The 14,654-nt window shown below is 36.5% G+C and carries 16 protein-coding genes; all 16 read right to left on the bottom strand.

All coding sequences use genetic code 11. From position 1 onward, the window contains the following. Positions 1–26: 26 nt before the first annotated feature. From MW695_RS05240 to fliM, 16 genes are read right to left on the bottom strand one after another with little or no spacing between them, the layout of a single operon-like run. Positions 27–1,409 (bottom strand): flagellar assembly protein A, encoded by a 1,383-nt coding sequence (locus tag MW695_RS05240; protein WP_260505859.1) that lies wholly within the window; start codon positions 1,407–1,409, stop codon positions 27–29. Beyond that, on the bottom strand, positions 1,403–2,185 hold the full coding sequence (locus MW695_RS05235; protein ID WP_247103992.1) for a FliA/WhiG family RNA polymerase sigma factor: 783 nt from the start codon (positions 2,183–2,185) through the stop codon (positions 1,403–1,405). Before MW695_RS05235 ends, MW695_RS05240 begins: the two co-directional genes overlap by 7 nt. Positions 2,186–2,202: 17 nt before the next feature. Next, positions 2,203–2,691: a chemotaxis protein CheD gene (locus MW695_RS05230; RefSeq protein ID WP_247103991.1), complete on the bottom strand. Its 489-nt coding sequence runs from the start codon at positions 2,689–2,691 to the stop codon at positions 2,203–2,205. After that, positions 2,684–3,322, bottom strand: a complete 639-nt coding sequence (locus MW695_RS05225; protein ID WP_247103990.1) for a chemotaxis protein CheC — start codon at positions 3,320–3,322, stop codon at positions 2,684–2,686. Before MW695_RS05225 ends, MW695_RS05230 begins: the two co-directional genes overlap by 8 nt. Positions 3,323–3,331: 9 nt before the next feature. After that, complete coding sequence (locus tag MW695_RS05220) at positions 3,332–4,402, bottom strand: protein-glutamate methylesterase/protein-glutamine glutaminase (RefSeq protein WP_247103989.1); 1,071 nt, start codon at positions 4,400–4,402, stop codon at positions 3,332–3,334. A 29-nt stretch (positions 4,403–4,431) separates the two neighbouring features. Further along, positions 4,432–5,286: a MinD/ParA family protein gene (locus MW695_RS05215; protein ID WP_247103988.1), complete on the bottom strand. Its 855-nt coding sequence runs from the start codon at positions 5,284–5,286 to the stop codon at positions 4,432–4,434. Beyond that, a complete protein-coding gene (gene flhF / locus MW695_RS05210; protein WP_247103987.1) occupies positions 5,279–6,415 on the bottom strand; it encodes a flagellar biosynthesis GTPase FlhF in 1,137 nt (378 codons plus the stop codon). Before flhF ends, MW695_RS05215 begins: the two co-directional genes overlap by 8 nt. Then, positions 6,412–8,448, bottom strand: a complete 2,037-nt coding sequence (gene flhA, locus MW695_RS05205) for a flagellar biosynthesis protein FlhA (RefSeq protein ID WP_247103986.1) — start codon at positions 8,446–8,448, stop codon at positions 6,412–6,414. The genes flhF and flhA overlap by 4 nt, the downstream gene beginning before the upstream one ends. Before the next feature lie 26 nt (positions 8,449–8,474). Further along, positions 8,475–9,569, bottom strand: a complete 1,095-nt coding sequence (flhB, locus tag MW695_RS05200) for a flagellar biosynthesis protein FlhB (protein WP_247103983.1) — start codon at positions 9,567–9,569, stop codon at positions 8,475–8,477. Position 9,570: 1 nt separating this feature from the next. Beyond that, positions 9,571–10,347, bottom strand: a complete 777-nt coding sequence (fliR, locus tag MW695_RS05195) for a flagellar biosynthetic protein FliR (RefSeq protein WP_247103981.1) — start codon at positions 10,345–10,347, stop codon at positions 9,571–9,573. Then, positions 10,347–10,616: a flagellar biosynthesis protein FliQ gene (gene fliQ / locus MW695_RS05190; RefSeq protein ID WP_035340614.1), complete on the bottom strand. Its 270-nt coding sequence runs from the start codon at positions 10,614–10,616 to the stop codon at positions 10,347–10,349. The genes fliR and fliQ overlap by 1 nt, the downstream gene beginning before the upstream one ends. A gap of 15 nt (positions 10,617–10,631) precedes the next feature. Beyond that, positions 10,632–11,336, bottom strand: coding sequence for a flagellar type III secretion system pore protein FliP (gene fliP, locus MW695_RS05185; RefSeq protein ID WP_247103979.1), 705 nt, complete (start codon positions 11,334–11,336; stop codon positions 10,632–10,634). After that, entirely contained in the window at positions 11,333–12,007 is a 675-nt protein-coding gene (locus tag MW695_RS05180) for a flagellar biosynthetic protein FliO (RefSeq protein WP_247104147.1), read from the bottom strand. The genes fliP and MW695_RS05180 overlap by 4 nt, the downstream gene beginning before the upstream one ends. Positions 12,008–12,037: 30 nt before the next feature. Beyond that, positions 12,038–12,400, bottom strand: coding sequence for a response regulator (locus MW695_RS05175; protein WP_035340608.1), 363 nt, complete (start codon positions 12,398–12,400; stop codon positions 12,038–12,040). 15 nt (positions 12,401–12,415) lie between these two features. Then, positions 12,416–13,636 (bottom strand): flagellar motor switch phosphatase FliY, encoded by a 1,221-nt coding sequence (fliY, locus tag MW695_RS05170; RefSeq protein ID WP_247103978.1) that lies wholly within the window; start codon positions 13,634–13,636, stop codon positions 12,416–12,418. Continuing rightward, positions 13,626–14,618, bottom strand: coding sequence for a flagellar motor switch protein FliM (gene fliM, locus MW695_RS05165; RefSeq protein WP_247103976.1), 993 nt, complete (start codon positions 14,616–14,618; stop codon positions 13,626–13,628). Before fliM ends, fliY begins: the two co-directional genes overlap by 11 nt. Positions 14,619–14,654: the final 36 nt, after the last annotated feature.

Raw genomic sequence — 14,654 nt, 5'->3', positions numbered from 1 at the left:
CTCCAATCCAAGTAAACGCTTACTTGTTATTTCGTTATGATTTTAATCTCGCTATCTTCCATTTTCACAGTCGGTCTAGAGTAATTAGATCTCAGTGTTCGTTTGTATTTACCAAAGTGAACAGAAACATTACCATACATCTTCTTTTCGGCAATCACATGGCCAGTTCCTTCATTGGCAATCATATCATCTAATTCAGAATATCTTTCTTGAATTTTTAGTTTTTTTTCATTATTTTCTTGATATGAGTGCAATACTTTTAATTTTGTTTGTTTATCTCTCCCTTCTAAAGTCCCGTTTTTCTTCTCTTTTGTTAAAAATGTTCTTAACAGCTGAGTGAGCTTTTTTAATGCATCATTAATTTCATTCATTTCTTTTTCAAGAGCTTTATGCTCATCAATGGTATCTTTTGTAAGACCGATAAATAAGTCTGTTTGAGTATGCATATCATTTCCAATTTCTTTAGCTTTAATCGTTTCGATTGCGGAAATAGCCCCTCCTACTATAAGGCCTCTTCCTCGATTGCAAATGACCATTTTCCCTGATGTTACTTGGCTATGTAAAATGGTTTGTGTTACTTCAACTATTCCGCCAGCTTTAACAGTTCCCTCATTTATAAAAGCTGTTTTAATATCTTTTTCAGCCTCAAGATAGCTTTTATGCTGGCCTACCACCCCTGAACCAATAAAGATAGAACCACCAGAAATAAGGGTTGCAGCTTCAACTGTACCAGTGACTCTAATATCACCTACTGCATTTACTGAATAACCAGCCGGAACATTTCCATTAATGATGACATTACCTACAAAATCAACATTTCCTGTTTTCATGGAAAGGTCACCTTTAATTTCATATGTAGGATGTACATGGATCGTATATTTATCGACACTAATTTGACCATTAATTAAGGAATAAAGTTCCAGCTCATTATCACTAATTTTCGTATTTTTTCCTTTCGCAAGCTTGAAATCATGACCTGGCTTAGCGGGTACTTGTTCGTTATTTATATTTATACCATCTTCTCCTGGCGTTGCTTGAATTTTCTCTCCTACTTTTTCACCAATCACAACTGTTGGAATGTCCACAACATCTCGCATATCAATATTTTCATAGCTTTCTATATCTTTTGCTTTTTCATTAAATGAAATTGGTTTTAAATAAGCATTATGACCATCTTTCGGAGCTTTCCCTTTTGCTACTACAAGCTCTTGACTAATAATCGGTGTATTAACAAAAAGGTTTAATACTGAATCATCAATTCCATAGACAACGTCATGGTCATATAACAAGCGCTTTAAATCTTCTGCTGTGATTTTATCGTCTTCATTTCTTTTTTCTACTTGTCGAATAGTTGCATTCATTTTATCCTTAGAAACGATCACTTCATAGAATTCTGCTACATCTACCATCCCCGCTTTTCACCCTCTTTAACGTTTTTTTTCATTACTTGTTGTAACCGAAATAAAGCCTTAGAATGAATTTGTGAAATTCTAGAAGTCGAAAGATTAAGAATTTGTCCGATTTCAGTAAACGTCATTTCATCAAAATAAAAGAGACTAATAACCAGTTGCTCTTTTTCAGTTAAACGCTTAACGACTTCTGCTAGTTCTTGTTTTGTTGCTTCTTCAACCATTTTATCTTCAGGTTTCTTTGTTTGTCTATCTTCTAATGTTGTCGCATACGTTTCGTTTCTATCTTGATCTTGTGGTCGTTCATCCATTGATAATAACGAAGCCGTATAATATTCCGTCATCACTTGCTCAACTTCTGCTTTATCGATATTTAACTCTTTCGCCACTTCTTCACTTGTAATGAACCTTCCATACAATTGTTCGAGTTTTTCAATAGTCGATTCAACCTTTTTAATTTTATCTCGAATCGAGCGTGGTAACCAATCCTCTTTTCTTAATCCATCAATGATTGCACCTCTTATACGAAAGGAAGCATATGTATCAAATTTCAAGTCACGCTCAGGGTTAAATTTCTCAAGTGCATCATATAAACCAAACATTCCATGGCTAATTAAATCTTCTCTTTGGACATTTTTTGGCAAACCGATTGAGATGCGTTGTACATGATAATGGACGAGTGGCATGTAATGTTGGATCAAGTCGTTACAAGCTTCTCTCGACCGTTCTTCTATCCACTTATCCCATATTTTTTGATCTGCTGCTACTTGTGCCATCTCATCACCTCTGTTTGTTAGATCTCCTTCGTCCCTTGGTTGACCGTTCGAATATTCAACAGATTAGAAACTGGATTGAATTCAATCGTGCGACCACTTTTCCCACCAACATCTTCAGAAACAATTGGTATATTCAATGCTTCCAACAATGCTCTAACAGCCTCAATATTTCTTGGCCCAATTCTCATCATCTCATTCCCAGTTGAGAACGAAAACATTTGTGCACCGCCAGCCATTTTAGCTTTTAAAAATGCTGGTTTAGCACCCTTTTTCTTTAAATCCTGTATCAAAGCTGGTATTGCGGTATCAGCATATTTAGCAACATTTGGCGGAGATTGTTTACATAATTTTGAATTAGGTAACATAATATGTGCCATACCTGCAACATTTTTTTGATCATCAAATATGATTAACCCGACACAAGAGCCGAGTCCTGAAGTACGAATCGTATTTGGAGGAGTGACAATATTTAAATCAGCCATGCCAACCTTAATAACGTCACTCATCTATTTCCACTCCTAACGCTTTGAAGATCGTTTGAAATGAACCGGGATCCGGTAATAAAAAGAAATGACCTGAAACCTTTTCAGATTCTTCATCCACCTCAACAATTTCCGTATCAATCACAATAGCAAAATCACCGACCTCAGATATTGGGATTAAGCCATAGCTTAAAATAGCCCCTGCCATATCAATACTTACACCGGGAACTGACGGCTGCAAATCTAATTGAGTAAAATCTGAAAAAGAAGAGAGATAAGATCCTGCTAAAATATTTCCAACTTCCAAAAAGGCTGACATACCCATTTCATCAAAAGGAGGAGATACAAGTTGGAAATGATCATTTCCAATTAATCGGCAAATCATTTTTTCAATATCCGTAATATCCGCTATAAAATACATACTACCTGGAGCTTCCCCTTCTATACGTAAGAAGATTGCAGCTACCTCTGTATCAGCACCACCGACTTGATCTGGTATTTCTTGTAATGAAACAACCCGAACATCTGGTACACTCATATCAATCGTTTTATTTAATAAGAGTGACAAGCTTGTCGCAGCATTACCAGCACCGATATTACCAATTTCTTTTAATACATCTAAATGAAATGGCTGTAATTTTTTAAGATCATCCATTTTATTCCCCTACCCTTGGCAATATTGTGTAATGTAATGACTAATGCTTTCAACCCTAACAACTTCATCAGCTAATCTATTGGCCACAATTGATTTAGGCATTCCATAAACGACACAAGTTTCTTCTGCTTCGGCAATGGAATAACAGTTATATCGCTTTTTTAATTCTTTTAATCCAATCGTACCGTCTGTTCCCATTCCAGTCATCACTACCGCAATCACATCAATTTGATTGATTTGTGCCAAAGATTCAAACATCGTATCTACCGAAGGACGATGCCCCTTCCTTGGTTCATCTAAAGTTGTTTGAATCGTTAAAGCCTTAGATTGAACGACCAGCTTCAAATGCAAGCCTCCAGGAGCAATATAAACATGTCCATTCTCCAACACATCTCCTGATTTAGCTTCCTTGACAGTAAGCTCTGACAAGCGATCAAGCCTATCAGCTAATGACTTAGTGAACCCAGCTGGCATATGCTGAACAACTAAAACCGGAGCCTGTATGGATGAAGGAAGTTGACTAATGACTGTTTTTAATGCTTTCGGTCCCCCAGTTGAAGTACCAATTGCTATTATTTTTTGCGTAGAAGATTTTGTCGCCACAGCTTGTCTATCTTTTTTAATCGGGATTGGTTGAACTTTACTAGGACGATGTTCGTTCTGTAGAGCCTCGACATTCGCTTTTGAAGCATGGTAAACCTTTTCTTTTATTTCATCAGCCACTTTCCCAATATCAAGTGAAATCGCACCCGATGGCTTTGTAATAAAGTCAACAGCCCCTACTTCCATTGCTTGTAAGGTTGCGTCGGCTCCTATTTTTGTTTTACTACTAATCATTACAATAGGCATTGGCTTTTTTTTCATAATCCATTTCAACGCATCTAATCCGCTCATGATTGGCATTTCAACATCAAGTGTCATCACATCAGGTTCAAATTCTTCAATTTTTTTAATCGCATCCCCACCATGTCTACCTGTTGCAATAACTTCCATACGCGTGTCAGAGTTAATAATATCGGAGATGACTTTTCTCATAAAAGCAGAATCATCTACTACTAATACACGAATTAATTTATTCATGTTATCCCCAACTTTCCACGTTGTTATTTTTACTTATTCATGAATACCTTCATTTTTTTTATGAATTGTCCAAACTTTGAAGGTGTAGACTCTTTTATCCCAATATAAGAAGATGCCATTTGAGCAATTGACTGACTTGCCTTTGTTTGTGGGTATAATAAAACGAATGGCTTTTGTGACTTAACAGATTTTGTTACTTTATCGTCAAAAGGAACATACCCTAATGGGAGTAAATGCTTACCTAAAAATTGTAATGTAACTCGCTTGAAGTTTTGCTCGGTATCCTTTGCTTCCTTTTCAGATTCAGCACGATTAATGAGCAAATACATCGGAATTTGTTCATCACTTAAATGTATATACTTTACCATTGCATAAGCATCTGTAATCGATGTTGGTTCAGGGGTTGTCACCACGAAAATTTCATTTGCTGCCAAAATAAATTGCATACTAGCCTTTGTTGCTCCCGCTCCCATATCCAAAAATACAAAATCAAAATGCTGACCTATTAACTCTAACTGGTTAAAAAAGCGATGAATTTTTGAATCAGTTAATTCTACAAAAGATGAGAAGCCAGACCCCCCAGCGATGTAAGCTAATCCATCCTCACTATTTTCAATGATATCCCAAATAGATAGCTCATTTTCTAGCACATCCATGATCGTATAGGTTGAGGATACTCCCATTAATATATCCAAATTAGCCATCCCTATATCTAAATCGAAAATAGCTACCTTCTTACCTAAACGTGTCAAGGATAGGGCAAAGTTCAAACAAACATTTGATTTGCCAACCCCTCCTTTTCCACTTACAACTGCGATAACTTTCGCTTCTTTTGTAGCTTCAGTGGCAACCATTTTTCTTAAATTTTCAGCCTGATCATTCATCTTTAGCCCTCCCTTTGATGGAAGAAGCAATTAATTCAATCGAAGCTGTCATAATATCATCCGGCACATTTTGACCTGTTGTCACATAAGTAAGAGGCATATTATATTCAAATGGAATATTTACCATAGCACCGTGTGTACTCGTTTCATCTTTTTTTGTCAAAATAATAGAAGAAATGGAGATAAGGTTAAACTGCTCAATGATCGCCTTCATATCTTCATACTTAGAAGTAAGAGAAAGAACTAAGTGTGTTTCAGTATCCTGGTCAAAATTCATGACTTTCGATAGCTCTTCGACGTAAAGAGAATTCCTGAAATTCCTTCCAGCAGAATCGACTAATATTAAGTCATAATGTGAATACATATCAATCCCTTTTTTAAAATCATCAATTGAATAAGCAACTTTTACAGGAACATTTAAAATTTTCGCATATGTTTTTAATTGTTCTACCGCTGAAATCCGAAACGTATCAGTCGTAATTAAAGCCACCTTTTTTTTCTCTTGAAGTGTCGCAATGGCTGCTAACTTAGCAATAGTGGTCGTTTTCCCTACACCTGTCGGCCCAACAATGTTAACAATTTTTTTATTAAAAGGTTGGCCAAATGAAAGATTAGTAAAAAGTGTTTTTAAAATAGAAGAATAGTCGACATTCAATTGAAAATCCTCTTCTTCGTTATCATACCAATCTTTCATTATTTTCTTTATAATGATCCCCCTTGCAGACTTCAATACTCCCTGATCTGCTAAATGATTTTCGATCTCTTGGAACGGACGCGGATACTCTAGATCATTTTTAGATTTAGGTTTCATTTCACTTATTAACGTTTTTAACTGCTCAATCTCATTTTTCATGGAAAGTTGTTGATTATCGGTACTTACTGTTGGCTGCTTTGCTTGTTTTGGTTGCTGCTTTAAACGTGCTGCTGAAGTTAACGCCTTTGATTTAGGCTGACTCCCAAGTGGATCAATCGCGGCAATTACTTCGAGCTTTTTCTTCGTAAACATCCCAAGAAAACCACCCGTATCCACTTTCTTTGAATGAAGTATGACTGCATCCTCGCCTAATTCTGAACGAATAGAGTGCATGGCCTCAGCCATATTTGTAGCAATAAATTTCTTTACTTTCATTCAACATTCACCACCCCTACACTTTGCACCTCTATATCCGTTTCTAATTCATTATAAGAAAGCACCGGCACTTGAGGTAAGTAACGTTCAATTAGCTGTCTCACATACATTCTTACTGCTGGGGAACAAAGAATAACAGGTGTTTGCCCCATTTGCGCTAACCGATCTGTTTCTGCAGCTGCCGACTCCAAAATTCGTTGAGACTCATTTGGATCCAAAGCCAAAAAGTTTCCATGCTCAGTTTGTTGAATCGAATCGGCAATCTTCTTTTCGATCGTGCCACTTAATGTCACAACATATAAAGGCTCTCCTGGTGTTGTCATTTGCTTAGAGATTTGCCTTGATAACGACTGTCTAACATACTCCGTTAATAGATCCATATCTTTTGTCATCGATCCATAATCGGCCATCGTCTCGAAAATGGTAGGTAAATTTCGAATAGAGACATTTTCCCTTAGCAAATTCGTTAACACCTTTTGAATTTCACCAGTTGATAACGTGCTTGGCGTTACTTCTTCCACAAGAGCTGGGTAGGTTTCTTTCAAATGATCAACTAATTGCTTCGTTTCTTCTCTACCTAATAATTCATGTGCATGCCTTTTCACTACCTCTGTTAGATGAGTCGATACAACAGAAGGTGGGTCTACAACCGTATATCCTGAAAGTTCTGCTTGTTCTTTCATATCTTCACCAATCCAAAGCGCAGGCATTCCAAATGCAGGCTCTACTGTCTCTATTCCAACAATCGATTCATCCTCTACTCCAGGACTCATTGCCATATAATGATCTAACAGCAATTCACCCTTCGCTATTTCATTACCTTTTATTTTAATTGTATATTCATTAGGTTGTAATTGAATATTATCTCTTATTCTGATGACCGGGACGATCATTCCTAATTCTAATGCCATTTGCCGTCTAATCATGACGACACGATCAAGTAAATCCCCACCTTGGTTAGCATCTGCTAATGGTATTAATCCATAGCCAAATTCAAATTCTATCGGATCAATTTGTAGCAAATTGACTACACTTTCAGGAGACTTCATATCATCTTCTGTCTCTTCTTCATTTATGACATCTTCTTCCTCAGTCATCTTCAGCTCATTTTGAGAAAGCATATATCCACCGATAATAAGTAAAATCGCTATTGGAAATGTAACGATTGGATAAATCGGTGTGACGATCCCTAGCATTAGAATCGTTCCACCTGCAACATAGAGCATCTTAGGATATGCAAAAATTTGCTTCGTCACATCATGCCCTAAACTGCCTTCAGAAGCCGCTCTTGTTACGACAATTCCTGTTGCTGTCGAAATTAACAACGCTGGGATTTGACTTACTAACCCATCCCCAACAGTAAGTAATGTAAATGTCGTTACTGATTCATCAAAGGTCATTCCTTGTTGCATCATACCGATGATAAACCCAAAAATTAAATTAATAATAACGATGACGATACCAGCAATAGCATCCCCTTTAACAAATTTACTAGCACCATCCATTGAACCGTAAAAATCAGCTTCTTGTTCTATTTTTTCTCGTCTTTCCTTCGCTTCTGCATCTGATATCATTCCAGCATTTAAATCAGCATCAATACTCATTTGCTTACCAGGCATCGCATCTAACGTAAAACGCGCACCTACCTCTGATACTCGTTCTGCCCCTTTCGTAATAACAAGAAACTGAATGACGACTAAAATTAAGAAAACGACAAAACCAACAAGAGCATTTCCACTAACAACAAAACTACCAAAAGTATCTATGACATTACCTGCTTTTGCCTCACTTAAAATAGAACGAGTAGTAGAAACATTTAAACCAAGGCGAAACAAGGTAACGAGTAACAGTAAAGTTGGAAAAATGGAAAATTGCAAAGGCTCTCGAGTATTCATTGCTACTAAAATAATAATAAGAGCAAGAGAAATATTAATAATAATTAGAAAATCTAACATGATTGTTGGTAAAGGTATAATTAACATCGCGATGATTAAAATAACACCAAGTAAAACCGATAAATCTCTTACTCCCACAAAACTTCTCCCCTTACGTCAACAAACTAATTGACTTGTTTGTTTTTCAATCGATAAACATATGCTAAAACCTCTGCGACTGATTTAAATAATGCCTCAGGCACTTGGTCACCAATTTCTGCTTGATGATACAAAGCCCTTGCCAATGGTTTATTTTCAACAGTAATTACATCATATTCTGATGCAATTCCTTTAATTTTCTGTGCGATAATATCGACACCTTTTGCAATAACAATGGGTGCCTCAGAGACCGATTCATCGTAACGAAGAGCGACTGCGAAATGGGTTGGATTCGTTATAACAACATCTGCCTTTGGTACTTCTTGCATCATTCGTTGCATCGCCATTTCCATTTGTTTTTGTTTTCGTTTCGATTTAATCCTCGGGTCCCCTTCCATATTTTTATGTTCATCTTTAACATCTTTTTTTGACATTTTAATTTGTTTTTCATGGTCATATTTTTGATAAATATAATCTGGTACTGCTAGTATCAATAGCAAAATGGCTACAGAAATACCTAACAACGCAGTCAGCTGTGCAATTAAACCAAAGCCTTCCATAACACTTTTTTGTGATAACAGCATAACGTCCTCTAAACTAAACCAAATAATCGTAAAAACGGTTATTCCCGCAAAAGATATTTTTAATAATGACTTTACGAGTTCAACAATAGCTCTTACTGAAAAAATTCGCTTTGCTCCTTGAATAGGGTTCAATTTCGAAATCTTCATCTTTAATGCTTCAGGAGCAAACAAAGGACCTACTTGAATATAACTAGCAAATACACCAGCAATCATCGCAATTAACATAATAGGTGAGAATGTTAAAGCTGCTTGAAATAGCAGTTCAATAAACACCGTTTCAATAAATGGCTCGTTTACGGTTTCCAATAAATAGGTTTGAAACGTATGTTTCAGCAGATTGGTAAGTGTTTCTCCGAAATAACTTCCAAAAAACCAAAAACATAAAAATACAAATAAGAGTATGATTGCAGTATTAACATCATTACTTTTGGCTACTTGCCCCTTCTTACGAGTGTCCTGTCGTTTTTTAGGAGTTGCTTTTTCCGTTTTTTCATCTGCAAAATATTGCAAATGAAGTTTAAATGGATATGGTTTCAATTTAGGCCCCTCCTAATAGTTGCAGCAACGTTCTCATCGTTATAATCATCTGTTCAAACAATTGCTGTACGATGATAAAGAATACGCTGATGTACACGGTCAATAACAATAGCCCTACTGTGATTTTCAGCGGTAAACCAACGACAAAAACATTCATTTGTGGCACAGCACGAGAGATCATTCCTAAACCAACATCAACAAGGAAGAGAGATCCCACAATAGGAAATGCCATTTGAAAGGCAATAATAAACATTGAATTGAAAGTTGTCACAACATATTGAATGATATTCTCTTGACTAAAAGGTAGAAAGAGCTGATCAATCGGAACAAATTGATAACTGAAAAAAATACCATCTAACAATAAATGATGACCATTCATAAGAAGCATAAATAAAATAGCAAATGCATATAAAAAACTCCCAGTAAGGGGGGTCTGTGCACCAGTTTGTGGATCAACGACATTTGCAATCATAAAGCCCATACTATAATCGATAAACCCACCAGCTATATGAATGGCATACATAATAATAGATGCAATCAATCCAACCATTAAGCCAACAAGTGCTTCCTTCATCACTAATAGAAAATAGGTTCCATCCATCACGACAACTGGATTTTCCAACGTAAAAACCATCACCCAGGCTAGAAAACAAGCTAGTCCGATTTTATACGTATTGGGTAATGAATGGTGAGCATAGATTGGTAAAATCGCAAAAAATGCCAGAATACGAACAAGAATTAATAGAAATGCAGGTAAAACATTTACAAATTCAACCATTATCCTATAAACCGATGAAGATTACTAAAAATTTGATAGGCAAAATTCGTAACAGTAGAAAGCATCCATGGCCCAAACACAATAAGAGCAACAAATACTCCAACAATTTTAGGAATGAACGCTAGCGTTTGTTCCTGAATCTGTGTCGTTGCTTGAAAGATGCTCACAAAAAGTCCTAAACCTAATGCAACTAAAAGTAAAGGACCCGCAACAAATAGGACAACCCAAACCGCATTTTCCGCCATACTTATAATAAATTCTGAACTCACAACCAACACCACCCGCTAACTAAAACTTAAAAGCAAAGACTGAACAATTAAATACCAGCCGTCTACTAACACAAACAACAATATTTTAAATGGTAATGCAATCATAATTGGAGGAAGCATCATCATTCCCATCGACATTAAAACACTTGCAACAATCATATCAATAACAAGAAATGGTACAAAAATGAGAAAACCAATTTGAAAGGCCGTTTTCAGCTCACTTATCGCAAAAGCCGGAACAAGTGCAGTTAATGGAATATCATCTAAAGACTCTGGTTGTTCTAGCCCAGCATATCCCATAAATAATGCAAGATCTTTTTCCCTTGTATGTGACGCCATAAATTCCTTTAATGGCACTACAGCAAGTTCAAATGCTTCATCTTGATCAATTTCTTCATTGATTAGTGGTGTTAACGCTACTTCATTAATTTCTGCAAAAATAGGAGCCATAATAAAAAACGTTAAGAATAATGCCAATCCAATAATGACTTGGTTCGGAGGCATTGTTTGTGTCGCTAACCCTTGTCTGACAAACGATAGTACAATCACAATCCTTGTGAAACTAGTCATTAAAATTAAAATAGCAGGCGCCAATGACAAAACCGTTAATATTAATAGAAGTTGAATCGTAGTTACAACTCCTGTAGGCTCTTCCGTAATAAAATCTAAATCCAATCCAGGCAATGGGTTAATGACTGAAATGATGAAAAAATCCATCATTTATGACCACGCTCCCTTACCTCATCACGAACCTTCTTTTGAGTTTCAGTAACTTCTCCTAACTGTTTAGTTAACAGTTGTTTAAATGCATCATGATTTGTTGGATGTGCGTCTGACCTACCTTTACCTTTTCTAAACCAACTCATCACTTTGTCAATAGGCTGATCAAAAGATTCCATTGTTTGTTGCTGCTGTGACATCATTTTCTTTACCTCTTCTGGATCAGTAATTTCTTTCAATAATTGAATGGACTCACCCACTCCAACTACTAAGATTCGATCGTTCACACGAACAATTTGAACAGATCGATTCCCACCTAATGGAACACCACCCATCGACTGCAATATCTGAGTTGAGCGAAAAGATTGCGAACGTTTCCCGACAAAACGCAATAGTACATATAGTAAGATAATGACGAATGCTAATGCTAAGATGGTTTGGGCGAACATAGCAAAAGTATTCGTTTCAGGGAAAATACTTTCGTCAACCTGACCTTCTTCAGACTCTTCCGTTGACGTGGACGGCTCAACAAATTCTTGGCATTCCCCATTGATAAATTGAGTCACACTACATTCATCAGAAGAAACCTGATTTTCAGCAAATGCAGAAATTGGCATTATTCCCCAAATTATTAATATGATAATACCCACCCATCTAGCCTTAAACAACATCTTCACAACTTACCCCCATTTGCCTTCCGTTTATGCAAGTGTTTTTTCAATTGCTTCTAGCACTCGATCAGCTTGAAACGGTTTTACGATAAAATCTTTTGCACCAGATTGTATAGCATCAATAACCATGGATTGTTGCCCCATTGCCGAGCACATGATTACCTTTGCTTGACCATCATGTGCAATAATTTCTTTTAATGCTGCAATTCCATCTTTTTCAGGCATCGTAATATCCAATGTCACTAAATCAGGTGAAAATTCTTTATATTTTTCAACCGCTTGATTACCATCAGCAGCTTCACCTACAACCTCATAACCATTTTTCGATAGGATGTCCTTAATCATCATCCTCATAAAAGCTGCATCATCAACAATCAATACTTTTTTCGCCACTATCTTTCACCTACTCTATTTTTTTAAATGATTAATTCGCGCTTCTTGACTCACAATATCAAGAACCCTAACACCAAAGTTTTCATCAATGACTACAACTTCACCTTTTGCTATTAGTTTTTGATTAACTAAAATATCGACTGGTTCACCAGCTAATTTATCAAGTTCAATGATCGAGCCTTGTGAAAATTCTAAAATTTCCTTAATCGAGCGCTTTGTTCGCCCTAATTCAACAGTTACCTGTAAAGGGATATCAAGCAACATATTCAAATTATTGGATTCTTCATATGACAACTGGTGATTTTCAAATTGAGAAAATGCAGCGGGCTGTACATCAACATCTCGCTGATTAAATTGACCTCCTAGATGTTGCTGTCCACGATTCGCATAACTAGGTTGAGGTGCTGATGTTGAATTAGAATATGAGTTATTTTCAGGATAAGACTGATTACTTGAATGAGTCTCACCTTGGGCAACCTCTTGTTGTTGAACAGGTTCTCCGGCTTGCTTTGATATCGGCTCCTCTTCAGGAATACTCGGATTCATTAATTCATTCACAAGCTCTTTAGCAAAAGAAATGGTAACCAATTGCATAATCGTTGAGTCTATTAAATTTCCGACCGTTAACCTAAAAGAAATCTTAACTAAAATATCGTCATCAGGAACATGCTTCGTTCCTTCATCATTCTTCACATCCATTAAATCAATTCCAGGAGGAGAAATATCAACCCGTTTATTGAAAATCGTCGACATAGATGTAGAAGCTGATCCCATCATTTGATTCATTGCTTCTTGTACAGCACTTGTATGCATTTCATTTAGCTCTTCATCAGGGTTTGTTCCATCTCCACCGAGCATTAAATCAGCAATAATGGCAGCATCCGAAGTTTTCATAACGAGCAAGTTCATTCCTTCAAAGCCCTCTGTATAATTTACGTGAATGGCTACATGCGGTTTTGGGAATTCACCCTCCAATTCATCTCTTCTAATTATTGATAAGGTCGGTGTTGTAATATCGACCTTCTGACTTAACAACGTTGACAGTGCAGTGGAAGCACTCCCAAATGAAATATTTCCTATTTCACCAAGTGCATCTTGTTCAACATCGGACAAATAATCTGAAATACCTAAATCACTATCTGAATCAGGCTGTGAACTATCCTCATCTTCACTACTTGAAACACCTTTTAATAATTCGTTTATTTCATCTTGGGATAGCATATCATCATTCATCATCCTCAACCTCCTCAATCAATTCCGTTACTTGCACAGATACACGATTCTTTAAGATACCTGGTTGTGCATAATATTTTCTCTCTCCACCTACAAGGACACCTAATGGCTCTTCGATAGATTGATTCAATTCTATAACATCACCTTTAGTTAAACTTAAAAATTCTTGAATCGTAATCTCTGAATCTCCAAGCTCAGCTTGAATGAGTAACGGAGCTTTCTTTACACTTTGTTCAATCTTTTCTAGTTCGCCTTCGTCTCGCTCTTTTTTCTTCTCTTGCATCCAATAGTGCATCGAAAGCTTTGGTAAGATACTTTCTAGTACAACATGTGGCAAACAAATATTAATCATCCCAGATGTCTCTGCAATCGTTGTCTGTAACGAAATGACCACAACAGTTTCATTTGGAGATACCATCTGTAAGAATTGCGGATTAACTTCTATTTCTTCCATCACAGGGTCTAATTCAATAATAGAACTCCAAGCTTCTTGAAAACTATCGAGTGTTCTTTGAAACAATTGTGACATAATCTTCGTTTCGATTTCTGTTAATGAATCAACTTTGTTAATACTTGACCCTTTTCCTCCAAGTAAACGATCTAACATCGCATATGCGATATTCGGGTTGATCTCCATGATTAAACGTCCATCTAGTGGATAAGGTTCAAAGACATTTAATATTGTCATAGAAGGAATGGAACGTACAAACTCTTCGTATGGTAATTGATCAACTGACGTCACAGATATTTGTACATATGAACGCAGTTGTGCTGAGAAATAAGTTGTTAATAAACGAGCAAAGTTCTCGTGAATTCTCGACAAACTTCTAATTTGATCCTTAGAAAATCTTAAAGCTCTTTTAAAATCATACACTTTAACTTTCTTTTCAGTTTCTTCTTTTTTCAATTCATCAGCATCCATTTCCCCTGTGGAAATTGCTGATAGCAAGGCATCGATTTCGCCTTGAGATAAAACGTCAGCCAAGTGCCTCACCTCTCCATCCAATTAAGCAGTAAAGCA

It is taken from the genome of Halalkalibacter sp. APA_J-10(15) (assembly GCF_023017105.1).
Classification (GTDB): domain Bacteria; phylum Bacillota; class Bacilli; order Bacillales; family Bacillaceae_D; genus Halalkalibacter.
Note: the sequence above shows the minus strand (reverse complement) of the source record. Positions and strands in the feature narration are given on the sequence as shown.

What these genes read in the sequence shown, in the direction of transcription:
- flhF (WP_247103987.1), bottom strand. Translation starts at nt 6,415, where the DNA reads ATGAAAGTAAAGAAATTTATTGCTACAAATATGGCTGAGGCCATGCAC.
- MW695_RS05230 (WP_247103991.1), bottom strand. Translation starts at nt 2,691, where the DNA reads ATGAGTGACGTTATTAAGGTTGGCATGGCTGATTTAAATATTGTCACT.
- fliR (WP_247103981.1), bottom strand. Translation starts at nt 10,347, where the DNA reads ATGGTTGAATTTGTAAATGTTTTACCTGCATTTCTATTAATTCTTGTT.
- MW695_RS05215 (WP_247103988.1), bottom strand. Translation starts at nt 5,286, where the DNA reads ATGAATGATCAGGCTGAAAATTTAAGAAAAATGGTTGCCACTGAAGCT.
- MW695_RS05225 (WP_247103990.1), bottom strand. Translation starts at nt 3,322, where the DNA reads ATGGATGATCTTAAAAAATTACAGCCATTTCATTTAGATGTATTAAAA.
- MW695_RS05220 (WP_247103989.1), bottom strand. Translation starts at nt 4,402, where the DNA reads ATGAATAAATTAATTCGTGTATTAGTAGTAGATGATTCTGCTTTTATG.
- fliY (WP_247103978.1), bottom strand. Translation starts at nt 13,636, where the DNA reads ATGATGAATGATGATATGCTATCCCAAGATGAAATAAACGAATTATTA.
- MW695_RS05240 (WP_260505859.1), bottom strand. Translation starts at nt 1,409, where the DNA reads ATGGTAGATGTAGCAGAATTCTATGAAGTGATCGTTTCTAAGGATAAA.
- MW695_RS05180 (WP_247104147.1), bottom strand. Translation starts at nt 12,007, where the DNA reads ATGTTGTTTAAGGCTAGATGGGTGGGTATTATCATATTAATAATTTGG.
- fliP (WP_247103979.1), bottom strand. Translation starts at nt 11,336, where the DNA reads ATGATGGATTTTTTCATCATTTCAGTCATTAACCCATTGCCTGGATTG.
- MW695_RS05235 (WP_247103992.1), bottom strand. Translation starts at nt 2,185, where the DNA reads ATGGCACAAGTAGCAGCAGATCAAAAAATATGGGATAAGTGGATAGAA.